The sequence below is a fragment of the Pseudarthrobacter sp. TE9888 genome (assembly GCF_056279345.1).
On record NZ_JBWBRD010000002.1, the window covers coordinates 3,702,314 to 3,723,505 of the forward strand.

The 21,192-nt window shown below is 67.0% G+C and carries 19 protein-coding genes; 1 reads left to right on the top strand and 18 read right to left on the bottom strand.

Annotated elements, in window-relative coordinates; all coding sequences use genetic code 11:
- Positions 1 to 57: 57 nt before the first annotated feature.
- From pyrF to pyrR, 7 genes are read right to left on the bottom strand one after another with little or no spacing between them, the layout of a single operon-like run.
- Positions 58 to 936 (bottom strand): orotidine-5'-phosphate decarboxylase, encoded by an 879-nt coding sequence (gene pyrF, locus ACZ9J7_RS17625; RefSeq protein WP_476211226.1) that lies wholly within the window; start codon positions 934 to 936, stop codon positions 58 to 60.
- Positions 929 to 4,243, bottom strand: coding sequence for a carbamoyl-phosphate synthase large subunit (gene carB / locus ACZ9J7_RS17630; RefSeq protein WP_476211228.1), 3,315 nt, complete (start codon positions 4,241 to 4,243; stop codon positions 929 to 931). Before carB ends, pyrF begins: the two co-directional genes overlap by 8 nt.
- Positions 4,243 to 5,484 (bottom strand): glutamine-hydrolyzing carbamoyl-phosphate synthase small subunit, encoded by a 1,242-nt coding sequence (gene carA / locus ACZ9J7_RS17635; RefSeq protein WP_476211230.1) that lies wholly within the window; start codon positions 5,482 to 5,484, stop codon positions 4,243 to 4,245. The genes carB and carA overlap by 1 nt, the downstream gene beginning before the upstream one ends.
- A complete protein-coding gene (locus ACZ9J7_RS17640) occupies positions 5,465 to 5,983 on the bottom strand; it encodes a PH-like domain-containing protein (RefSeq protein ID WP_476211232.1) in 519 nt (172 codons plus the stop codon). Before ACZ9J7_RS17640 ends, carA begins: the two co-directional genes overlap by 20 nt.
- Positions 5,983 to 7,323 (bottom strand): dihydroorotase, encoded by a 1,341-nt coding sequence (locus ACZ9J7_RS17645; RefSeq protein ID WP_476211234.1) that lies wholly within the window; start codon positions 7,321 to 7,323, stop codon positions 5,983 to 5,985. The genes ACZ9J7_RS17640 and ACZ9J7_RS17645 overlap by 1 nt, the downstream gene beginning before the upstream one ends.
- Positions 7,323 to 8,348: an aspartate carbamoyltransferase catalytic subunit gene (locus ACZ9J7_RS17650; protein ID WP_476211235.1), complete on the bottom strand. Its 1,026-nt coding sequence runs from the start codon at positions 8,346 to 8,348 to the stop codon at positions 7,323 to 7,325. The genes ACZ9J7_RS17645 and ACZ9J7_RS17650 overlap by 1 nt, the downstream gene beginning before the upstream one ends.
- On the bottom strand, positions 8,345 to 8,932 hold the full coding sequence (gene pyrR, locus ACZ9J7_RS17655) for a bifunctional pyr operon transcriptional regulator/uracil phosphoribosyltransferase PyrR (RefSeq protein WP_141160350.1): 588 nt from the start codon (positions 8,930 to 8,932) through the stop codon (positions 8,345 to 8,347). Before pyrR ends, ACZ9J7_RS17650 begins: the two co-directional genes overlap by 4 nt.
- A 178-nt stretch (positions 8,933 to 9,110) precedes the next feature.
- Between pyrR and ACZ9J7_RS17660 the strand changes: the two genes are divergently transcribed.
- The gene (locus ACZ9J7_RS17660; RefSeq protein WP_476211237.1) at positions 9,111 to 10,382 is read left to right on the top strand and encodes a PrsW family intramembrane metalloprotease; all 1,272 of its coding nucleotides are present in this window, start codon (positions 9,111 to 9,113) and stop codon (positions 10,380 to 10,382) included.
- Between the two features lie 70 nt (positions 10,383 to 10,452).
- Here the strand turns inward: ACZ9J7_RS17660 and nusB are convergent, their stop codons facing one another.
- From nusB to ACZ9J7_RS17715, 11 genes are all read right to left on the bottom strand, one after another.
- Positions 10,453 to 10,863 (bottom strand): transcription antitermination factor NusB, encoded by a 411-nt coding sequence (nusB, locus tag ACZ9J7_RS17665; RefSeq protein ID WP_141160348.1) that lies wholly within the window; start codon positions 10,861 to 10,863, stop codon positions 10,453 to 10,455.
- Positions 10,863 to 11,426, bottom strand: coding sequence for an elongation factor P (gene efp / locus ACZ9J7_RS17670; protein ID WP_141160347.1), 564 nt, complete (start codon positions 11,424 to 11,426; stop codon positions 10,863 to 10,865). The genes nusB and efp overlap by 1 nt, the downstream gene beginning before the upstream one ends.
- A 171-nt stretch (positions 11,427 to 11,597) precedes the next feature.
- Positions 11,598 to 12,116, bottom strand: a complete 519-nt coding sequence (locus ACZ9J7_RS17675; protein WP_476211240.1) for a tetratricopeptide repeat protein — start codon at positions 12,114 to 12,116, stop codon at positions 11,598 to 11,600.
- A complete protein-coding gene (gene aroB / locus ACZ9J7_RS17680) occupies positions 12,116 to 13,207 on the bottom strand; it encodes a 3-dehydroquinate synthase (RefSeq protein ID WP_476211241.1) in 1,092 nt (363 codons plus the stop codon). Before aroB ends, ACZ9J7_RS17675 begins: the two co-directional genes overlap by 1 nt.
- On the bottom strand, positions 13,204 to 13,773 hold the full coding sequence (locus ACZ9J7_RS17685) for a shikimate kinase (protein WP_476211243.1): 570 nt from the start codon (positions 13,771 to 13,773) through the stop codon (positions 13,204 to 13,206). The genes aroB and ACZ9J7_RS17685 overlap by 4 nt, the downstream gene beginning before the upstream one ends.
- Entirely contained in the window at positions 13,773 to 14,972 is a 1,200-nt protein-coding gene (gene aroC / locus ACZ9J7_RS17690; RefSeq protein ID WP_476211891.1) for a chorismate synthase, read from the bottom strand. Before aroC ends, ACZ9J7_RS17685 begins: the two co-directional genes overlap by 1 nt.
- Before the next feature lie 23 nt (positions 14,973 to 14,995).
- A complete protein-coding gene (locus ACZ9J7_RS17695) occupies positions 14,996 to 15,856 on the bottom strand; it encodes a shikimate dehydrogenase (RefSeq protein ID WP_476211244.1) in 861 nt (286 codons plus the stop codon).
- Entirely contained in the window at positions 15,853 to 17,550 is a 1,698-nt protein-coding gene (gene mltG / locus ACZ9J7_RS17700) for an endolytic transglycosylase MltG (RefSeq protein WP_476211246.1), read from the bottom strand. The genes ACZ9J7_RS17695 and mltG overlap by 4 nt, the downstream gene beginning before the upstream one ends.
- The gene (gene ruvX, locus ACZ9J7_RS17705) at positions 17,547 to 18,146 is read right to left on the bottom strand and encodes a Holliday junction resolvase RuvX (RefSeq protein ID WP_476211248.1); all 600 of its coding nucleotides are present in this window, start codon (positions 18,144 to 18,146) and stop codon (positions 17,547 to 17,549) included. The genes mltG and ruvX overlap by 4 nt, the downstream gene beginning before the upstream one ends.
- Before the next feature lie 7 nt (positions 18,147 to 18,153).
- Entirely contained in the window at positions 18,154 to 20,832 is a 2,679-nt protein-coding gene (gene alaS / locus ACZ9J7_RS17710; RefSeq protein WP_476211250.1) for an alanine--tRNA ligase, read from the bottom strand.
- Between the two features lie 127 nt (positions 20,833 to 20,959).
- Entirely contained in the window at positions 20,960 to 21,190 is a 231-nt protein-coding gene (locus tag ACZ9J7_RS17715) for a DUF6167 family protein (protein ID WP_476211252.1), read from the bottom strand.
- Positions 21,191 to 21,192 lie beyond the last annotated feature (2 nt).

A 21,192-nucleotide genomic window follows, 5' to 3' on the forward strand; every position in this document is an offset into this window, starting at 1 on the left:
TGTCCTGAAACTACCCTCTGGTTCAGCCCGAATCAATGCATCCGGACAATTGCCGGCCTATTCGCCCCGCAGCCCCTCCAGTGTCCGCAGGGCCGCCTCACGCAGTCCGCGGGTTTCCGGGCCCGCCGCGAGGATGTCGCGGCTCGATGTTCCCAGGACCAGCGGGTAGGCGTCGCCGAACGTGGTCCTGAGCCCGGCCGGGGTTGCCCCCTGGGCCCCGAGCCCGGGTGCCAGGATGGGTCCACGGACGGCGGCGAGGTCCAGTTCCAGTTCTGCCAGGGCGCTCCCCACGGTGGCGCCGACCACAAGGCCGACAGAGCCAAGGCTTCCGGCGTACCGTGAGTTCTCCGCGGCCGCGGACTCCGTGATCCGGCGGGCCACGGAATCCTTTCCGCCGACGTGCTGGACCGAGGCGCCCTCGGGGTTGGATGTCAGTGCCAGCACGAACACACCGCGCCCGGTTTCCGCCGCGAGATCCAGCGCGGGGCGCAGTGACTCGAAGCCGAGGTAGGGGCTGAGGGTGACGGAATCGGCTGCCAGCGGGGAGCCGTCCCGAAGCCAGGCGTCCGCGTAGGCGGCCATGGTGGAGCCGATGTCGCCGCGCTTGGCGTCGGCGATGGTGAGTACCGACTGGTTGCGGGCTTCAGCCAGGACCTCTTCCAGGACGGCCAGGCCGGCGGATCCGTGGCGTTCGTAGAGGGCCACCTGCGGCTTGACCGCGGCAGCGAGCGAAGCCACCGCCTCCAAAGCCGTCAGCGAGAACCGACGCAGTCCGGTGGCGTCGTCGTCCAGCCCCCAGGCCTTCAGCAGGGAGGGGTGTGGGTCGATGCCGACGCAGAGCGGGCCGCGGGCGGCCATGGCCGCGCCGAGCCGGGAGCCGAAGGACTCCCGGCCGGCGCCTGGCACCGGGTTGGTGCCCGATACCTGCTCAGGCATGCTGCAGGGCCGCCTTCTGCGATTCCGCGAGGGCTGCCGCGTGCTCCTGCAGGCTGGTAACGGACCACTGGTAGGTGCGCATGGCTTCGATGGCCTGTACCGCGGCGTTGAATTCGGCCACGGTGGTGATGCACGGGATGCCAATGGAGGTTGCCGCGGCACGGATCTCGTAGCCGTCGCTGCGCGCTTCGCCACCGGAGGGGGTGTTGAAGACCATGTCGATCTCCCCCGCCACGATGAGGTCGGCGATGGTCCCCTCCCCTTCGGCGCTGCTGCCCTCGGCGACCTTGCGGACCGGAGTGGCCTGGATGCCGTTGCGGCGGAGCACGTCGGCGGTGCCGCCGGTGGAGACGATCTCGAAGCCAAGGTCCGAGAGCCGCTTGACCGCCATGATCACGGAGCGCTTGTCCCGGTTGGCCACGGAGACAAAGACCTTGCCCTCGGTGGGCAGGGCGTTGTTGGCCCCTGCCTGGCTCTTGGCGAAGGCGGTGTCGAAGTGCTTGTCGATGCCCATGACCTCGCCGGTGGAGCGCATTTCAGGTCCGAGCAGGGAGTCCACCACCTTGCCTTCGAGGGTGCGGAACCGGCTGAACGGGAGCACCGCTTCCTTGACGGCCACGGGCGCGTCCAGGGGCAGGGTTGAACCGTCGCCGGACTCCGGCAGCATCTTGTAGGCGCTGCGGAGCTGGTTGATGGTGACGCCTGTGCCGATCAGGGCCGCGGCCTTGGCCATCTGGACGCCCGTGGCCTTGGACACGAAGGGCACGGTGCGCGAGGCGCGGGGGTTGGCTTCCAGGACGTACAGCACGTCGGAGGCCAGCGCGAACTGGATGTTGATCAGGCCCCGGACGCCCACGCCTTCGGCGATGGCGCGGGTGGCTACGCGGACGCGCTCGATGACGTTGCCCCCCAAAGTGATCGGCGGCAGGACACAGGCGGAGTCGCCGGAGTGGATGCCGGCTTCCTCGATGTGCTCCATGATGCCGCCCAGGTACATGTCGGTGCCGTCGAAGAGGGCGTCGACGTCAATCTCGACGGCGTCTTCCAGGAACCGGTCGATCAGCACCGGGTGGTCCGGGGTGATCTCGGTGGCGTTGGCAATGTAGCGGGAAAGGTTGGGCTCGTCGTAGACGATTTCCATGCCGCGGCCGCCCAGCACGTAGGACGGGCGGACAAGGACCGGGTAGCCGATCTCGTCCGCGATGGTCTTTGCGTCCTCGAAGGAGACGGCGGTGCCGTTCTTGGGCGACACCAGGCCGGCCTTGTCCAGCACGCGGGAGAAGGCGCCACGGTGCTCCGCGAGGTCGATGGCCTCCGGTGAAGTGCCCAGGATCGGCACGCCGGCGTCGGCCAGCTGCTGCGCCAGCTTCAGCGGGGTCTGGCCGCCGAGCTGGACGAAGACGCCCATGACGCCGCCGGTGCGTTCCTCTGCCGCGATGACCTCCAGCACGTCCTCGAGCGTGAGCGGCTCGAAGTACAGGCGGGTGGAGACGTCGTAGTCGGTTGAGACGGTTTCCGGGTTGCAGTTGACCATGACGGTCTCGTAGCCGGCCTTGCGCAGCGCCATGGAGGCGTGGACGCAGGAGTAGTCGAACTCGATGCCCTGGCCGATGCGGTTGGGGCCGGAACCGAGGATCAGGATGGACGGCTTGGAGTGCAGCGCAACCTCGTCCTCCTCGTCATAGGCCGAGTAGTGGTACGGGGTGTACGCGGCGAATTCGGCGGCGCAGGTGTCAACGGTCTTGTAGACGGGGCGGATGCCCAGGGCCTGCCGGACTCCGCGGACTACGGCCTCGGAGTTGTGGGTCAGGGCACCGATCTGCTCATCGGAGAAGCCGTGGCGCTTGGCGCGCTGCAGCATCTCCTTGGTGAGGGCTCCGGCCTGGCGGATCTCGTGCGAGATCTCGTTGAGCAGCTGCAGCTGGTCCAGGAACCAGGGGTCGATCTTGGTGGCTTCGAAGAGCTGTTCGACGGTGGCGCCGCCCAGGAGGGCGCGCTGGACCTGGTGCAGGCGTTCGGTGGTGGGACGCTTGGCCTTCTCGATGAGCTCTGCCACTTCGTATTCGGGGACGGAGCTGAAGTCCAGCTGCGAGCCCTTCTGCTCAAGGGAGCGGAGGGCCTTCTGCAGGGCCTCGGTGAAGTTGCGGCCCATGGCCATGGCTTCGCCCACGGACTTCATGGTGGTGGTCAGTGTGTTGTCCGCGGCCGGGAACTTCTCGAAGGCGAACCGCGGAACCTTGACCACCACGTAGTCAAGGGTGGGTTCGAACGACGCGGGGGTCTTCTGGGTGATGTCGTTGGGGATCTCATCCAGGGTGTAGCCCAGGGAGAGCTTGGTGGCGATCTTGGCGATGGCGAAGCCGGTGGCCTTGGACGCCAGTGCCGACGAGCGGGAGACGCGGGGGTTCATTTCGATGACCACCACGCGGCCGGTGGCGGGGTCGATGGCGAACTGGATGTTGCAGCCGCCGGTGTCAACGCCCACTTCGCGGATGACGGCGATGGCTACGTCGCGCAGCTTCTGGTACTCACGGTCGGTGAGGGTCAGCGCAGGAGCCACGGTGATGGAGTCGCCGGTGTGCACGCCGACGGGGTCGAAGTTCTCGATGGAGCAGACGACAACCACGTTGTCGTTCTTGTCCCGCATCATTTCGAGCTCGTATTCCTTCCAGCCCAGGATGCTCTCTTCGAGCAGGACCTCGCTGGTGGGGCTGTACTGCAGGCCCTGGCCGACGATGCGGCGCAGGTCATCCTCGTTGTAGGCCAGGCCGGAGCCCAGGCCGCCCATGGTGAAGGACGGGCGGACCACCATCGGGTAGCCCAGGTCCTGTGCTGCCGCGAACGCCTCATCCATGGTGTGGATGATGTGGCTGCGGGCGGATTCGGCGCCGCAGCGCTCAACGACGCCCTTGAACTTCTCGCGGTCCTCGCCGAGCTCGATCGCGGCGATGTTGGCACCGATCAGCTCCACGTTGTATTTCTCCAGCACACCGTTCTTGTCCAGGGCGATGGCGGTGTTCAGCGCGGTCTGTCCACCCAGGGTGGGCAACACGGCGTCGGGACGTTCCTTGGCGATGATCTTCTCCACCACCTCGGGGGTGATGGGCTCAACGTAGGTGGCGTCGGCGAACTCGGGGTCGGTCATGATGGTGGCCGGGTTGGAGTTCACGAGGATGACGCGGAGGCCTTCCTCCTTGAGGACCCGCAGTGCCTGGGTGCCGGAGTAGTCGAACTCGGCGGCCTGGCCGATGACGATCGGGCCGGAACCAATGACGAGGACGCTTTTGAGGTCTGTACGTTTCGGCATTACTTCTTGTCCTCAGTCTTGTTGTCGGTGGCGGTCTTGGTGTCAGCGTTTTTGGCGTCGCCCATGAGGTCGATGAACCGGTCGAAAAGGTACGCGGCGTCGTGCGGGCCGGCAGCAGCCTCGGGGTGGTACTGGACGGAGAAGGCCGGGATGTCCAGGCAGGCGAGGCCTTCCACGACGTCGTCGTTCAGGCTGATGTGGCTGACTTCCACCCGGCCGTAGCGTGCCTCCGGAGCCTGGGTGGCTCCGTCGAGCGGTGCGTCCACGGCGAAACCGTGGTTCTGGGAGGTGATTTCCACCTTGCCGGTGCGGCGGTCCATCACGGGCTGGTTGATGCCGCGGTGGCCGTAGCGGAGCTTGTAGGTACCGAAGCCCAGGGCCCGGCCCAGGATCTGGTTGCCGAAGCAGATGCCAAAGTAGGGCAGCTTCTCATCCAGGACGGAGCGCAGGAGCTTGACCTGGGCGTCGGCGGTGGCGGGGTCGCCCGGGCCGTTGGACATGAAGAAGCCGTCCGGGTTGACGGCCTTGACGTCCTCGAGGGTGGCGGTGGCAGGCAGTACGTGGACGCGGACGCCGCGCTCGGCGAACCGGACCGGCGTCATGGCCTTGATGCCGAGGTCGATCGCCGCAATGCTGAAGCGGGGTTCGCCCTCCCACCCGTGGTCCTTGGGTTCCACCACGTAGGCTTCGTCGACGCTGACTTCCTCGGCCAGGCGCGAACCCTCCATGGGGGCGCTGGCCAGGACGGCGTCAAGCAGTTCCTTGTCGGTGCCCTGCGCCGACTCGCCGGAGAAGATGCCGGCCCGCATGGTCTTATGCTCACGCAGGTGCCGGGTGATGGCGCGGGTGTCCACACCCTGGATGCCGACGATGCCCTGGGCCACCAGCTCCTCATCCAGCGACCGCTCGGAACGCCAGTTGGAGGGACGGCGCGCGGCATCGCGGACAATGTAGCCGGCCACCCAGATGCGCCGGGATTCGGCGTCGTCATCATTCACGCCGGTGTTGCCGATGTGCGGGGCGGTCTGCACCACCAGCTGGCGGGCGTACGAGGGATCGGTGATGGTTTCCTGGTAACCGGTCATGCCGGTGGCGAAGACGGCCTCGCCCAGGGCAGTGCCGGTGGCACCGTAGCTGGTGCCGCGGAAAATGCGTCCGTCTTCGAGGACCAGGGCTGCCGGAGCGGAGGTGGTTGCTGTCAATGTATTCGCTTTCACTGTCTTACTTTCCACTGGTGGCACCAGCCGCTGGGGCTGACGAAATCAAATCCTGAAGGGCCTGGTACAGCGCGTCCTTGTCCGCGGCGCGGCGGGTTCGGAAGCCGGTATCCAGTTCATGCGTGCCGTGCGTCCATCCGAGCACCAGGAGGCCGTCCTTCTCCACGAACTTCCCTGCCATGCCGCTGTCCTGGCGGACTTCAGTGAGGGAGGCTGCGGGGATGTACAGCGCGGGTGCTCCGGACCGCCCGTACAGGACGCCGTGCGGGTACACCTCAAGGGTGGAGTTGGTGCGGATGCCCAGCCCGTGCACCGCGATCCGGTCAAGCCAGTCACCGGCCGTTGTGGTGGCCACGTACTGCCCGTCGGCGGCGGCGGTGGGCTCGCCCGGGGCGGCGGGCACCGGGGGCAGTTGTGCGACGTCGGACTGGCGCTTCAGGCGGTTGCGCCACCCCATTGCGAGGAGGACAAACACGACGGCGACCACCGCCAGCATGGCAAGGCCGGGAAGGATCTTGTCCATCAGGCAGCCCCTGCCGGGGTTGCGGCGGCGTCCGGGTGGGGCGTGTTGAGGGCACCGCCGAGGACCGTCGGGTGGCCCCTGAAGAAGGTTGCCACCACCTTGCCCGGGAGTTCCCTTCCCTTGAAGGGCGAGTTGCGGCCCATGGTGGCCATCTTGAAGGGGTCCACCGTCCAGCGCGCGGCCGGATCCACCAGGATGAGGTTGGCGGGTTCCCCGGCTTCGATGGGCCGGCCCTGGTCGGCCAGCCGCCCGATCTTCGCGGCCGCGGTGGAGGTGACCCGGGCGAAGTCCGCCCACGTCATCAGGCCGGTCTCGATCATGGCGTGCTGGACCACCGACAGGGCCGTTTCCAGTCCGGTCATGCCCATGGCGGCCTGCGCCCACTCGCATTCCTTGTGCTCGCTGGGGTGCGGTGCGTGGTCGGTACCCACAACGTCGATCGTGCCGTCTGCCAGGCCGGCGCGCAATGCCTGGACGTCGGCGTCGGTGCGCAGCGGCGGGTTGACCTTGAAGACGGGGTCGTAGCTGCGGACCAGGTCGTCGGTCAGCAGCAGGTGGTGCGGGGTGACCTCTGCCGTGACGTCGATGCCGCGTTCCTTGGCCCAGCGGATGATCTCCACCGAACCTGCCGTGGATACGTGGCAGACGTGCAGGCGCGAGCCGACGTGCTGGGCGAGGAGGACATCACGGGCAATGATGCTTTCCTCGGCCACGGCGGGCCAGCCGGTGAGGCCCAGGACGGCCGAGACGTCGCCCTCGTTCATCTGGGCACCGGCGGTAAGCCGCGGTTCCTGGGCATGCTGGGCCACCACGCCGTCGAACGCCTTGACGTACTCCAGCGCCCGGCGCATCAACACGGGGTCGTGGACGCAAATGCCGTCGTCGGAGAACATGCGCACCCGGGCTCGGGAATCGGCCATGGCGCCCAGCTCGGCGAGCTGCTCCCCCGCCAGGCCAACGGTGACGGCGCCCACCGGGCGGACGTCCACCCATCCGGCGGCGCGGCCCAGCGTGTAGACCTGTTCCACGACGCCCGCGGTGTCGGCGACGGGCGTGCTGTTGGCCATCGCGTGGACCGCGGTGTAACCGCCCAGCGCCGCGGCACGCGTTCCGGTTTCCACGGTTTCGGCATCTTCACGGCCGGGTTCGCGGAGGTGCGTGTGGACGTCCACCATGCCGGGGAGTGCCACCAGGCCGGCGGCGTCGATGACGGTGGCGCCGTCAGCGGACAGGCCGTGGCCGATCTCGGCGATGATGCCGTCGCGGACCAGCAGGTCGGTGGGGTCGCCGCCCAGGATGGCGGCGCCCTGGATGAGGTACGTTCCGGTGTTGCCTGCCATCAGTTGCTCTCCTTGGTGAACGGGGCCGCGGCGTAGGCCGGTGCCCGGGTTGCTGCTGGTTCCCGGGTGTCCCCGGAGAGCAGCAGGTACAGTGCGGCCATCCGCACGGACACGCCGTTGCGGACCTGGGCCAGGACCGTGGAGCGGGGTGAGTCCGCGGCGGCGGCGCTGATCTCCAGGCCGCGGTTCATGGGTCCCGGGTGCATGATGATGGTGTCCGTCATGCCCAGGTCATCGAGGGCCCGGAGCCGGTTGTCGTCGAAGCCCCAGCGGCGGGAGTATTCGCGGGTGCTTGGGAAGAATGACGCGTTCATGCGTTCGCCCTGGACGCGGAGCATCATGACGGCGTCCACGCCGTTTGCGAGGGTTTGGTCCAGGTCGTAGCTGACGCTGCAGGGCCACTTGTCGACGCCCACCGGCAGCAGGGTGGGCGGGGCCACCAGCGTGACTTCCGCGCCCAGGGTCTGGAGCAGCCAGACATTGGAGCGGGCCACCCGGGAGTGCAGGACGTCACCGGCGATGGCTACCCGCATGCCTTTGAGGTCCGTTCCTTCGGAGCCCGTGCCGGCCAGGCGGGCCCAGTGCCGGCGCATGGTGAACGCGTCCAGGAGGGCCTGGGTGGGGTGCTCATGGGTGCCGTCACCGGCGTTGATCACGGCTGCGTCGATCCAGTCCGTGGCGGCCAGGCGGTGGGGCGCCCCGGAGGCCCAGTGACGGATGACGACGGCGTCAGCCCCCATGGCGGACAGGGTCTGGGCCGTGTCCTTGAGCGACTCTCCCTTGGAGACAGAGGATCCCTTGGCGGCGAAGTTGATGACGTCGGCGGAGAGCCGCTTGGCCGCGGCTTCGAAGGAAATGCGGGTGCGGGTGGAATCCTCGAAGAAGAGGTTGACCACGGTGCGGCCGCGCAGCGCCGGAAGTTTCTTCACTTCCCGCTCCCCCACGGCCGACATTTCCTCGGCAGTGTCAAGGATGCGGATGGCGTTCGAGAGGCTGAGGTCCCCGGTGGACAGGAGGTGTTTCATGCGCCGCCCTCGATCACGACTTCGTTGACCGGCGCTCCGGCGTCGGAGGTGTCCGTCTCTTCCAGCCGGACCCGGACCTTTTCGGCGGAGGAGGTGGGCAGGTTCTTGCCAACATGGTCTGCTCGGATGGGGAGTTCGCGGTGGCCGCGGTCGATCAGGACGGCGAGCCGGACGATGCGGGGGCGGCCGAGGTCAACGAGGGCGTCCAGGGCGGCGCGGATGGTACGGCCTGAGTAAAGGACGTCGTCGATGAGCACCACGACTTTGTTGTCGATGCCGGTCCGGGGCAGCCTGGTGGGGTACGGCGGCCGGGTGCCCTGGTGGGAGAGGTCGTCCCGGAACATGGTGACGTCGAGCTGGCCCACGATGGCGGCGGCATCAACGGTGTTGTCCGCGGCAGCGATTTTCTCGGCCAGCCTGACGGCCAGCGGGTAACCGCGGCGGGGAATGCCCAACAGGACCAGGTCCCGGGATCCCTTGTTGGCTTCGAGGATCTCATGGGCGATACGAGTGAGGGCCCGGTCAATGTCCGCCTGGCTGAGGACAACCCTGGCTGGAACCGGTGCGCTGGTGACAGATGTCAACGCTCGTCTCCCCTTTCCCCGCCTCACAGGACGGAATTAAAAAAGGAATGTTTGCTGTTCAAAATTACCACACGGACTATCCCGGTCCGGTGCCGTGGGAACGCGGCGCTGGTCACATTCCCGGGGCCCGATGCCGGGGTCCTTTGTGGTGCGGAGGTACGCGCCTAGGCTTTCGGATATGGCGATGTACCCGCAGCAACCCCCTTCCGGGCTTCCCGACGACCCCTACCGCGGCGCTCCCGGCCCCCTCCCGCAGCAGGCCAATCCGAGCTGGATGGGCCACGTGCACCCGGAGCATTACCGGACGGCCCCGGGCCACCAGGGCCAGCCGCTGGCTGTGATGGCCCCTGCCCAGGCAACGGGGCTGCAGGCGTCCCGAACCCGCGGCGGCCTGGTGGGGCTCTCGGTGGCCGGCGGCATACTGGCTTTCCTCAGCCTGTTCCTGGTGGTGCCGTTTCTGCTGTCCAACACCGGCGCCGCAGGCTTCCTGATCGGCTTCCTGGCGTCCCTGGTCCCCCTGGCCGTGGTCCTGGCTGCCGTCCACATCATCGACAGGTGGGAGCCGGAGCCCAAGCGCCTGCTGTTCTTCGCTTTCACGTGGGGTGCGGCGGTGTCCGTTGCCGTGACGCTCCTGATCCAGCCGTTCTTCGTCTTCGCGTTCCAGTTCACGGGCGAACCGGACCTGCGGACCTACATGGCAACCGTGCAGGCGCCCATCGTTGAGGAATTCGCCAAATCGCTTGGGTTGCTGATCCTCCTCCTTGCGGCGCGCCGGCAATTCGACGGCCCCGTGGACGGCGTGGTGTTTGCCTTCACCATCGCCGGCGGATTCGCGTTCACCGAAAACATCCTCTACTTCGGCCGTGCCATTGCAGAGTCCGCATCCCCTGCCAGCGGCCTGGCCCAGGTCTTCTTCCTCCGCGGCGTCATGTCCCCGTTTGCCCATGCGATCTTCACCGGCACCACAGGACTTGTGATGGGTTTCGCCGCCCGACGGTGGCATACCGGCGCATCGATCGGTGCATTCTTCGTGGGACTGCTGCCGGCCATGTTCCTGCACAACAGATGGAACAGCATGGGCCAGGGGTTCCTGCTGGACTACATCGTGGTCCAGGTACCGATCTTCCTGCTCGCGGTGGGTGGCATCATCTTCCTGCGGGTGGCCGAGAAACGGCTGACCCGCCAGCGCCTGTTGGAGTACTCGGCCGCGGGCTGGTTCACCCCGACCGAAGTCCAGTTGCTGGCTACGCGGGGTGGCCGGCGCACAGCCCTGGCATGGGCTGCCAGGTCGGGACGGAAGCGACAGATGAAGCAGTTCCTGAAGGCAGCCACCCAGCTGGCCAACACCCGGCAGCGCATCCTCAGCGGACGCGACGTACCGCTGCACCAGGCCGAGGAGCGGCAGCAGCTCCAGCACATCCTTTCCCTGCGCGCGGCGGTGGCCGGCTGACGGTCACCGGGAAACGCAGAAGGCCCCGCCGGTGGCGGGGCCTTCTGCGTGAGGTGCGTTGTCCTGCGGGTCAGGCGAGCAGTGAGGGCTTCAACTGCTGCAGCCGGCCCAGCAGTCCGTTGATGAACTGCGGAGACTCGTCGGTGGACAACGTCTTGGCCAGCGCAACTGCCTCGCTGACCGCCACTCCGTCAGGGACGTCGTCGTTGTATAGGAGCTCCCAGGTGCCGATGCGCAGGATGATGCGGTCCACGGAAGGCATGCGCTCCAGGGTCCAGCCCTGCGAGTAAGTCTCCAGGAACTCGTCGATGGCCGCCTGCTGGGAGACTACGCCTTCAACGATTTCCAGGGTGTAGGGGTTGACCACCTGGTCGGTCTTTTCCCGGCGTGCGCGAAGCACGTCGAACGCTGAAACAGAGCGCTGCTCCGCTTCGAAAAGAACATCCAGTGCCCTGCTGCGGGCTTTACCGCGGGCGCTCACTACTCAGAAACCCGGCCCAGGTAGCTGCCGTCGCGGGTGTCCACCTTGACCTTGGTGTTGTTCTCGATGAACAGCGGGACCTGGATTTCGTAGCCGGTCTCCAGGGTGGCGGGCTTGGTGCCTGCGGAGGAACGGTCGCCCTGCAGGCCCGGCTCCGTGTAGGTGATTTCGAGGACGACGCTCGGCGGCAGTTCGATGTAGAGGGGGTTGCCGTCATGGATGGCAATGTTGACCATCTGGTTTTCGAGCATGAAGTTGGTGGCGTCGCCGACCGTGGCGCCGGAAACCGTGATCTGGTCGTAGTCGGAGGTGTCCATGAACACGAAATCCGCACCGTCCTGGTACAGGTACTGGTAGTCACGGCGGTCCACGGTGGCCGTCTCGATCTTGAGCCCGGCGTTGAACGTCTTGTCAACAACCTTGCCGGACATCACGTTGCGCATCTTGGTCCGCACAAAGGCGCCACCCTTGCCGGGCTTGACGTGCTGGAATTCGATGACGTTCCAGAGCTGGCCCTCGAGCTTCAGGACCGTTCCGTTCTTAATGTCGTTAGTGGTTGCCACTGGTTTCCTCTGGTTTCTTTGTCTGGCCGCGTGGTCAGATGCTGTATACCGGGCGGGCACGCCGCAACGGCCCGCCTGCACGTGTTTGTCAAAAATCGCGTGGATGCAAAAATTCCACAACCATTGTACCGGTAAATACCCGGCAGCCTTTCCGCGGCTCCAGGACGGGGCTCAGCAGGCCAGGTCCAGGACGTCCCGGGCCCGCTGCAAGGCAACGGTGGAGGAGTAAATCTGGGCCGCATCCGCCGACTGTGCCACCCGGAGGTCCAGGGCCTTGGAAAAGGACTCAACGGCTGCCGAGGTCTGTCCGGCCGCGTATTGCGTGCGTCCCAGGTATTGCAGTGCAGGCGCTTCGCGGGATGTCCCGTGGACCTCGGCTACAAGTTGGCGGAACAGCTCGATGGCGCGGTCCATTCGGTGCGAGACGCTCAGCACTTCGGCCTCGAATAGGCGCAGCCGGAATGATTCCGGGTCCTTGAACCGTGCTTCGGCGAGCAGTTCGGCGGCGTCGGAGGCATGGCCCTCCACCAGCAGCACGAAGATCGGGTCTGCAGGGTCGGTGGAGGTGGCCAGGGCTTCCCTGACCGCGTCCTCGTTGATGATCTGCGGGCGGAGGGTATCCGGGTTGATCCTGATTCCAGGGAACCCGGCCTCGGGCCAGTCAGCGGTCCCACTCATGTCGCCCTGCATCAGGAAGCAATCTCCTGGTAGGCGGCGAAGAGCAGCGACGTGTCCGGGACGTCGAGGATTCCAGGCTTGGCGACGCCGTCCAGGACGACGAAGCGCAGCAGGTCCCCCCGGGATTTCTTGTCACGGCGCATGCCGTCGAGCAGGCCCTGCCACCGGTCCCGGCGGTAGGTGACCGGAAGCCCAAGCCCGTCAAGGATGCTGCGGTGCCGGTCGGCGTCGGCATCGCTGAGCCGCCCGACGCTGCGGGCGAGTTCCGCGGCGAACATCATGCCGACGGACACGGCGGCCCCGTGCCGCCAGGAATAGCGTTCCACCAGTTCGATGGCGTGGCCCAGCGTGTGGCCGTAGTTCAGGATCTCCCGCAGGCCGGACTCCTTGAGGTCCTCGGAGACCACCTTCGCCTTGACTGCGATGGCCCGTTCAATGAGTTCGCGGAGCGCTTCGGATCGGGGGTCCACCACGGCGGCCGGGTCCTTTTCGACCAGGTCGAGGATGGCGGGATCGGCGATGAAGCCGCACTTGATGACCTCGGCCAGGCCGGAAATGATTTCGTTCTTCGGCAGCGTGTCCAGGGTGTCCAGGTCCGCCAGGACGGCTGCGGGCGGGTGGAAGGCACCCACCAGGTTCTTGCCTTCGGCGGTGTTGATGCCGGTCTTTCCGCCTACGGACGCGTCCACCATGCCCAGCAGGCTGGTGGGCATGTGGATGACCTTGACCCCGCGCAGCCAGGTGGCGGCGACGAAACCGGCAAGGTCGGTCACCGCTCCCCCGCCCACGGCGACAATGGCGTCGGAACGGGTGAAATCGTTCTGGCCGAGGACCTGCCAGCAGAAAGCGGCCACCTGGATGTGCTTGCCTTCTTCCGCGTCCGGGATTTCGGCAGTGAGGGAGGTGAAGCCGGCAGCGGCGAGTTCGTCCCGGACGGTGTCTCCGGTGAGGCGAAGGGCGCGGGGGTGGATTACCAGGACCCGCCGGACGCGCTCCCCGAGCAGCCCGGGAAGGTCACGAAGCAGGCCGCGCCCGACGACGACGCCGTAGTTGTTGCCGGCACCTTCGCCGGTGACGTTGATCACTGTTGATTGCGTGTTCACTTTTCAACTTCCTGTTTGGCAGCTGCGTGGTTCCGCAGTGCTGCTTCCAGCCGTCCTCCGAGCTCAGGTATTGAGCCGTGGCGGACGTCCAGGGTGATGTCGGCCAGCCTCTCGTAGACCGGCCTGCGGGTGGCGAACATTGCCGTCCAGCGGCCCATGGCATCGCCGGCGAGGAGGGGACGGCCGGAGTTCCGGGCTATCCGGTCCGCCACGGTATCGGCGTCGCACTCCAGGTACACAACGGTGCAGCGGCTAATCAGTTGCTGCGTCCCCGAGTCAAGGACCGCCCCGCCGCCCAGCGAGATGATCGTGGGCGTGCCTTCGGCTTCCTCCACGGCGTCGGCAACGGTCCTGGCCTCGATCTCCCGGAACGCGTGTTCGCCGCGTCCTGCGAAGATGTCGGCGATGGACCCGTGGCCGGCAACGATCACCGCGTCCGTGTCGATGAACCGGGCGCCGACCTGCTGGGCGAGCTGCTGTCCGATGGCCGATTTGCCCACCGCCATCGGGCCGATGAGCACAATCGGCCGGTCGCCGAAAGGTCCGGGACTGCTGCGGTGGAGCACTACTGGCCGATCGAGTCCAGGGATGCCGGGATGCTGTCCAGGTAACCCTTGATGTTGCGCGCGGTTTCCGCCACGGAGTCACCGCCGAACTTTTCGATGACTGCTTCCGCGAGGACCAAGGCCACCATGGCCTCGGCCACCACGCCGGCGGCCGGAACTGCGCAGACGTCCGAGCGCTGGTGGTGTGCCTTGGCCGGCTCGCCGGTGCTGACGTCGATGGTCCGCAGGGCGCGAGGGACCGTGGCGATGGGCTTCATGGCAGCGCGGACGCGGAGGACATCGCCGATGCTCATGCCGCCTTCGATGCCGCCGGCGCGGTTGCTGGCGCGGACGATGCGGCCGTCGCCGTCCCTGACGATTTCGTCGTGGGCTGCGGAGCCACGGCGTGCAGCAGTCAGGAAGCCGTCGCCGACCTCAACCCCCTTAATGGCCTGGATGCCCATGAGGGCTGCGGCCAGCCTGGCGTCGAGGCGGCGGTCCCAGTGCACGTAGCTGCCCAGTCCGGGCGGGAGCCCGTATGCCAGCACCTCCACCACGCCACCCAGGGTTTCGCCTTCCTTGTGCGCGGCATCCACTTCGGCCACCATGGCGTCCGAAGTTTCGCGGTCGAAGCAGCGCAGGGGGTCTGTGTCGAGGGCGATGACGTCACCGGGCACGGGGAGCGGGCGGCCTTCAGGTACCGTCACGCTGGCGATGGACACGGTATGGCTGACAAGCTCAATGCCGAGGTGCTTGAGGAACTGGGCCGCCACGGTCCCCAGCGCCACACGGGTGGCGGTCTCCCGTGCGCTGGCGCGCTCCAGCACGGGGCGGGCTTCGTCGAAGCCGTACTTCTGCATCCCCGTGAAATCTGCGTGCCCCGGGCGAGGCCGCGTCAGGGGCGCGTTGCGCGCCTGGTCGGCGAGGAGTTCCGCGTCCACTGGGTCGGCGGACATGATCTGCTCCCACTTGGGCCATTCGGTGTTCCCCACCTGAATGGCAACAGGACCGCCCTGGGTCAAGCCGTGCCGGACACCGCCGAGGATAGTGACCGCGTCCTGCTCGAACTTCATCCGCGCGCCACGTCCATAGCCAAGCCGGCGGCGGGCCAGGGAGTCTGCAATGTGGCCGCTGGTGATTTCCACACCGGCGGGGACGCCTTCAATAATTCCCATCAGAGCCGGGCCATGGGATTCACCGGCAGTCAACCAACGCATAATTTCCATCCTGCCACGTAGGGCGGTCAGAACGCCCGCCGGGCAAGGCCGACTGCGTCACACATCACATCTATGACAGCTGCATTAACGTCTTCCCCGTGCCGGGTGAAGAGCCGCACCTGTTCCACGGCCTGGTAGAGCAGCATCTCCAGGCCGGGCACTACGGCGCCCCCGCCGGCCTGCCAGACGGAGGCGATCAGGCTGGGCCACGGATCGTAGGCAACGTCCAGCAGTACGCCGGGGGTCCTGGTCTTCAACGCCGCAATTTCCGCGGCGAGTCCGTCCGCCGCGCGGGGCGGCAGGGTCGAAATGACGACGTCGGCCTCCGCAGTGGGGCGGGCGGCCGCGGCCAGCGGAAGGACTTCGAGGGCCACGCCCAGGCTGTCAGCGGCGGAACGTACGTCCGCCGTCCGCGACGCATCACGGACAAAGACCTGCACGGCGCCGGTACCCAGGTCCTGCAGGGCAGCGATGGCGGATGCCGCTGTTCCGCCGCCGCCAAGGATGACGGCGGACGGCGCTGCCTTGGTGCCAGCGTGGCGCAGGGCATTGACGATGCCTGTGACGTCCGTATTCGAGCCTACGGTCCTGACGCTGCCCGCCGTTTCCTCGAACGTGACGGTGTTGACCACGCCGAGGGTCCGCGCCACTCCGCGTACTTCGTCCACCTCACCCAGCATGGCCGTCTTCAAAGGCATGGTCACCGAGAGGCCCCGCCAGCCCGGCTGGTTCCGGATCTGTCGCATGAACGAGGGCAGCAGCGCCTCAGTGACGTCGATGGCTGTGTAGCTGATGCCCGCCCCGAGCTGCCCGTAGGCAGAGAGGTGCAGCGCCGGGGACTTCGAGTGGCTGATCGGGTGGCCAAGGACGGCAGCCCGCAGGCTCATGTGCAGCGGCCCGCGTTGGCCTGGCACCACGCGTTGTACTGCTCAACGTAGGTGTTATGTTCGGCCAGCGTCTTGGCGAACTTGGTCTCCTTGGTGTCCAGGTTCACGGTCACCCAGTACAGGTAATCGTTGGCCTTGGGCCGGGCGGCAGCGTCGATGGCGGTCTTGCCCGGTGAGCCGATGGGCCCGGGCGGCAGTCCAGGGTTGGCGTAGGTGTTGTACGGGTTGGACTTGTCCTTCCGTTGCTCATCGGTGAAGTTGAAGCTCCGGGTGCCCAGGCCGTACGTGACGGCCGAGTCAACCTGGAGGAATCCGCCGGTCTGGTCGTTGGGCTTGAGCCGGTTGTAGATGGCGCCGGCAACGTCACCGTAGTCGGCCTGGCCGCCTTCGGCCTGGACGATGCTTGCCACAATGACGGCCTCGTACTGCTTGGCCGGATCGGTGATGCCCTGCGATACCAGTTCGTCGGTGGTGGCCTTCACCAAGGCCTGCAGGATGTCCTTGGCAGGGGTGCCCAGCGGGAAGCGGTACTCACCGGGAGCCAGGTAGCCTTCAAGGTTCTTGGCGTTGGCGGGCAGGCCGAACTGGGCGGGTTGGTCGCTGAGCGCCTGCAGTTGCTGCATGGAAGTTCCGGAGCCCTCGGAGATCGCCTGCAGGGACTCGCTGATCCGCAGGCCCGCACTCAGGGCAAAGTAGATGACTTTGGTCTTGTCCTTGCCGGCCAGGACGTTAACGGCATCCGCGTTCTTCATTTCGTTCTTGAACACGTAGTCGCCCGGCGACAAGGTGGCCCCTGAGGCATGGAACGCCTGCATGAAGGTGTCCGCGTTGGCTACGACGCGCTGGTTTTCCAGCTCGGCGGCGACAGAGCGCGTCCCCTCGCCGCTGGCAACCGTCACGTGCACCTCGCCGGTTCCGGGACCCGGAAAGTCCGAGGGCTTGCCGTCGCCCAGCAGGGGTTTGAGGAACTGGGCGCCCACGGCGACCGCAGTCACGAAGACAGCAAGGGTCAGGAACAGGGCCAGCAGCCTGCGGCGGCGCCGGACCTTCTTGGACGGCCGCTTCACCACTTCAGCGGATCCTGCCGGGAGGATTCCGGCTACCGGGTCCACGTGCGTGGGCTCCGGGTGGGTGTCATGGTGGTAATCCGCCGACTCATACCCGTAGTGGCCGTGCACGTCCTCCTCGTGGTGGAGGTGGGCGTCCTGGTGCGGGACGTCGTCGTGGTGCGCGTCGGCGTAGTGGACCTCGTCCTGGTCGTGCGGGACGTCGTCGTGGTGCGCGTCGGCGTAGTGGACCTCGTCCTGGTGGTGCGGGACGTCAGCGTGGTGCGTCGCTTCCCCATGATGGGCGGCGTCGTCGGGTTGCCCGAGGGGCGACGGCGTGCCGGCGGCACCTTCGTCGGAAGTGGCGTGCACGGTCTGGTCGTCCTGGATGGACGGTGGCGCTTGCGGTGCTGCCGGGACATCTCCCGTACCGGGATGCGGGGCAAAGGTGGGCGCGGCCGCCGCGGCTGCCGGAGGCGCTGCGGGCGGCGGCGGGACGTCACCGGTTTCGTAGGCCTGCTCGGGCACGGCGTCGTGGCCTCCGGTGTTGAGGCTTTTCTCCCGGGCCCGCAGTTCCTTGCGGGTCAGTGGCCTCCCGGCCCCGGGGTCCAGCGGACCGGAGGTGTCGTCAATGTTGGCAGGGCTCACTGTTGCCTTCCATTATCTGAAGATTGGTTCGTGTCCGCGGGGATGGCGCGGACGGGCTGGTCCGCCCCACCGGCCCCCAGGTCCACGGACGGGGATGGCGCTGTCACGCGTGAGCCGACATCCGCTCCCCTGGCTTTCTGCATGTCGATGGCGTGCTGAAGAATTCCCGCCGCCGCGACCTGATCAACTACTTTACGGTGGTCCCTGCTGCTCATGCCAGCTTCGTGCAGGTTCCGGTGGGCCGAGACACTGCTGAGGCGTTCGTCCACGAGGTTCACCGGCACCGCCAGGCCGCGCGTGGCAAGTTCTCCCGCAAGGAGCAGCGCGTAGTCCATGGCCATCCGGGCGGACGCGTGTTCCTCGCCCTTCATGGTCCTGGGCAGGCCGACGATGACCTGCACGGCTTCCAGCTCCTCCGCGAGCTTGGCGATGACGCGTACGTCCGAATTCTTCCTGGCGTTCCGGTCGAGGGTCTTGTAGGGCGTGGCCAGGATCGAATCGCGGTCGCAGATGGCCACGCCTACGCGGACGGTGCCGACGTCCACCCCCAGCTTTACGCCCTGGGGGTAGCCGCCGGCGGCAACAGCACTGGTCATGGTTGGGTTATCGCCTTGAGATGGCGTCGACGACGGCTGCCAGGGCAGCGCCGACCTTTCCGGCGTCGGTTCCGCCGCCCTGGGCGACGTCGTCCTTGCCACCGCCGCCACCGCCGAGGACGCCCGCGGCGACCCGGACCAGGGCGCCGGCCTTCACGCCTGCCTCCCTGGCTGCCTCGTTGGTGGCCACCAGGATCAGGGGACGGTCATTGGCGACGCCGGCGACGGCCACGGCTGCCGCACCGGACCCCAGGCGGTTGCGGAGGTCGAGGGCCAGGCCGCGGAGGTCGTCAGCGCCGCTGACCGAGCCTGCGTCGTGCGCCAGTACCTGCACTCCACCGGCGTCACGGGCGGTGTTGACCAGCTGCGCGGCCGACGCTGCAAGCTGTTCCTTGCGGAGCCGGTCCAATTCCTTCTCCGTGGCCTTGAGCTTGGCCAGGGTTGCGGAAATCCGGTCGGCGAGCTGGCCGGACGGCACCTTGAGGAGGTCCGTCAGCTCGGTCACCAGTGCGCGTTCGGCCGCAAGGTGGCGGAACGCCTCCATGCCAACAAAGGCTTCCACGCGCCGGTTGCCTGAACCTACGGACTGTTCGCCCAGGAGGGACAGGCTGCCGATCAGCGAGGTGTTGGCGACGTGGGTGCCGCCGCACAGCTCGCGGGACCAGGCGCCGTCGATCTCCACGACACGCACTTCGCTGCCGTAGTTCTCGCCGAAGAGCGCCATGGCGCCCATGGCCTTGGCCTCGGCCAGCCCCATGATCTTGGTTTCCACCGCGTAGTTGTTGCGGATGGCAAGGTTGGAAACCTCTTCGATCTCGGACCGCGTGGCAGTGCTCAGCCCCTCGCCCCAGGCAAAGTCGAAGCGCAGGTATCCGGCCTTGTTGAAGGATCCGCGCTGGGTAGCTTCCGGGCCAAGGATCTGGTGCAGGGCGGCGTGGACGATGTGCGTGCCGGTGTGCGCCTGCTCGGCGGCATGGCGGCGTTCACGGTCGACGGCGGCGCGCACCAGGGAGTCGGCACCGATTTCACCTTCGCGGACAATCGCCTTGTGTACGCTCAGTCCCTTCACGGGGCGCTGGACGTCCAGGACCTCGACGACGAACCCGTCACCGGTGATCAGGCCCGTGTCCGCGGCCTGGCCGCCGGCCTCGGCGTAGAACGGCGTCTCGGCAAGGACGAGTTCGATCTCGTCACCGGTGGATGCCTGCTGGACCTGGCGGCCCGCGCTGAGCAGCCCCCGGACGCGGGATTCGCCGTCGAGTTCGGTGTACCCGGTGAAGACGGTCTCGCCCTGGCCCAGGATTTCCTGGAAGACGCTGACGTCGGCGTGGCCGCCCTTCTTGCCCTTGGCGTCGGCCTGGGCGCGCTGGCGCTGCTCCTGCATGAGGCTGCGGAATGCCGCCTCATCAACCTTCAGGCCGGCTTCTTCGGCCATCTCAAGGGTGAGGTCGATCGGGAAACCGTAGGTGTCGTGGAGGGTGAAGGCATCCTCGCCGGACAGGGGCTTGTTGGCGGCCTTCGACTCCTTGACGGCGTCCTCGAGCCGGGCGGTGCCGGAGGCGATGGTCCGCAGGAACGCCTTCTCCTCGGCGTAGGCGATACGGCTGATCCGGTCGAAATCGGTTTCCACCACGGGGTAGACACCCTTCATGGCGTCGCGTGAAGCGGGCAGCAGGTCCGGCAGGCAGGCCTGTTCGACGCCGAGGAGGCGCATGGAACGCACGGCGCGGCGGATAAGGCGGCGCAGGACGTAGCCACGTCCCTCGTTGGACGGTGTGACGCCGTCGGAGATCAGCATGAGGGCCGACCGGATGTGGTCCGCCACCACGCGCATGCGGACGTCGTCGATGTGGTGCGGGTCCTCCTCGGTTTCCGCGGAGGTGTACTCCTTGCCGGAGAGTTCGGCGGCCTTGTCGATCACGGGGCGGACCTGGTCGGTCTCGTACATGTTCTCGACGCCCTGCAGGATCATCGCGAGGCGTTCCATGCCCAGGCCGGTATCGATGTTCTTCTTCGGCAGCTCACCGACGATGTCGAAGTCGACCTTGGAGCGGACGTTCTCGATCTGGTACTGCATGAACACAAGGTTCCAGATTTCGATGTAGCGGGTCTCGTCAGCCAGCGGTCCGCCTTCGATGCCGTAGGCCGGTCCGCGGTCGTAATAGATCTCGGAGCAGGGTCCTGCCGGGCCGGGCTGGCCCGTTGACCAGTAGTTGTCCGACTTGCCCATGCGCTGGATGCGTTCGGCGGGGACGCCGGTGTTCTTCAGCCACAGTTCCTCGGCTTCGTCGTCCTCCTCGTAGACCGTCACCCACAGCTTCTCGGGCGGAAGTCCGTAGCCGCCGTCGTCAACGCTGGTGGTGAGCAGCTCCCAGGCGAACTTGATGGCGTCTTCCTTGAAGTAGTCGCCGAAGGAGAAGTTGCCGCACATCTGGAAGAAGGTGCCGTGCCGTGCAGTCTTGCCCACTTCCTCGATGTCGCCGGTGCGGATGCACTTCTGGACGCTGGTGGCGCGGGAGTAGGGCGCTTCCTCGCGGGCGGTGAGGTAGGGAATGAACGGGACCATGCCGGCCACCGTGAACAGCAGCGAGGGGTCGCTGGAGACCAGCGATGCGGAGGGAACCGCGGTGTGGCCCTTGCTGACAAAAAAGTCCACCCAGCGCTTTGTGATCTCCTGCGACTTCATGAGCTGTTTTCTTACCCTTCTTGGTCCGCACCGAGGGGTGGCACGGGTATTTCGTTCAGGTGGCCTGACCCCGGATACGGGATCCTGCCGGTTGTTGGCTGGCTGCCGGTGGTATGCCCTCCCGGGCTTAGCGGCGGACCACTTCAGCGGACTCGATGCCCAGGGCGGACTTCAGGTCGGTTTCCCGTTCCCGCATTCCTGCGCGGACGGCGTCGGCAAAGTCGTAGACCCCGTCGGCCAGCCGGCCCACCGAGCGGTTGAGGCCTTCCGGCCCCAGGCTGGCCTGGGCCTGGCTCACTTTTCGGAAGGCAATGACGCCGATGGCCACGCCGATTCCCATCCAGACAATTCTTTTCATGA

Excerpts from the sequence above, each read along its gene's own strand:
- pyrF (WP_476211226.1), bottom strand. The coding sequence starts at position 936 with ATGCCTGAGCAGGTATCGGGCACCAACCCGGTGCCAGGCGCCGGCCGG.
- ACZ9J7_RS17695 (WP_476211244.1), bottom strand. The coding sequence starts at position 15,856 with ATGAGCCTGCGGGCTGCCGTCCTTGGCCACCCGATCAGCCACTCGAAG.
- ACZ9J7_RS17675 (WP_476211240.1), bottom strand. The coding sequence starts at position 12,116 with ATGCAGGGCGACATGAGTGGGACCGCTGACTGGCCCGAGGCCGGGTTC.
- ruvX (WP_476211248.1), bottom strand. The coding sequence starts at position 18,146 with ATGACCAGTGCTGTTGCCGCCGGCGGCTACCCCCAGGGCGTAAAGCTG.
- ACZ9J7_RS17660 (WP_476211237.1), top strand. The coding sequence starts at position 9,111 with ATGGCGATGTACCCGCAGCAACCCCCTTCCGGGCTTCCCGACGACCCC.
- ACZ9J7_RS17650 (WP_476211235.1), bottom strand. The coding sequence starts at position 8,348 with ATGAAACACCTCCTGTCCACCGGGGACCTCAGCCTCTCGAACGCCATC.
- ACZ9J7_RS17645 (WP_476211234.1), bottom strand. The coding sequence starts at position 7,323 with ATGGCAGGCAACACCGGAACGTACCTCATCCAGGGCGCCGCCATCCTG.
- ACZ9J7_RS17640 (WP_476211232.1), bottom strand. The coding sequence starts at position 5,983 with ATGGACAAGATCCTTCCCGGCCTTGCCATGCTGGCGGTGGTCGCCGTC.
- ACZ9J7_RS17715 (WP_476211252.1), bottom strand. The coding sequence starts at position 21,190 with ATGAAAAGAATTGTCTGGATGGGAATCGGCGTGGCCATCGGCGTCATT.
- carB (WP_476211228.1), bottom strand. The coding sequence starts at position 4,243 with ATGCCGAAACGTACAGACCTCAAAAGCGTCCTCGTCATTGGTTCCGGC.
- alaS (WP_476211250.1), bottom strand. The coding sequence starts at position 20,832 with ATGAAGTCGCAGGAGATCACAAAGCGCTGGGTGGACTTTTTTGTCAGC.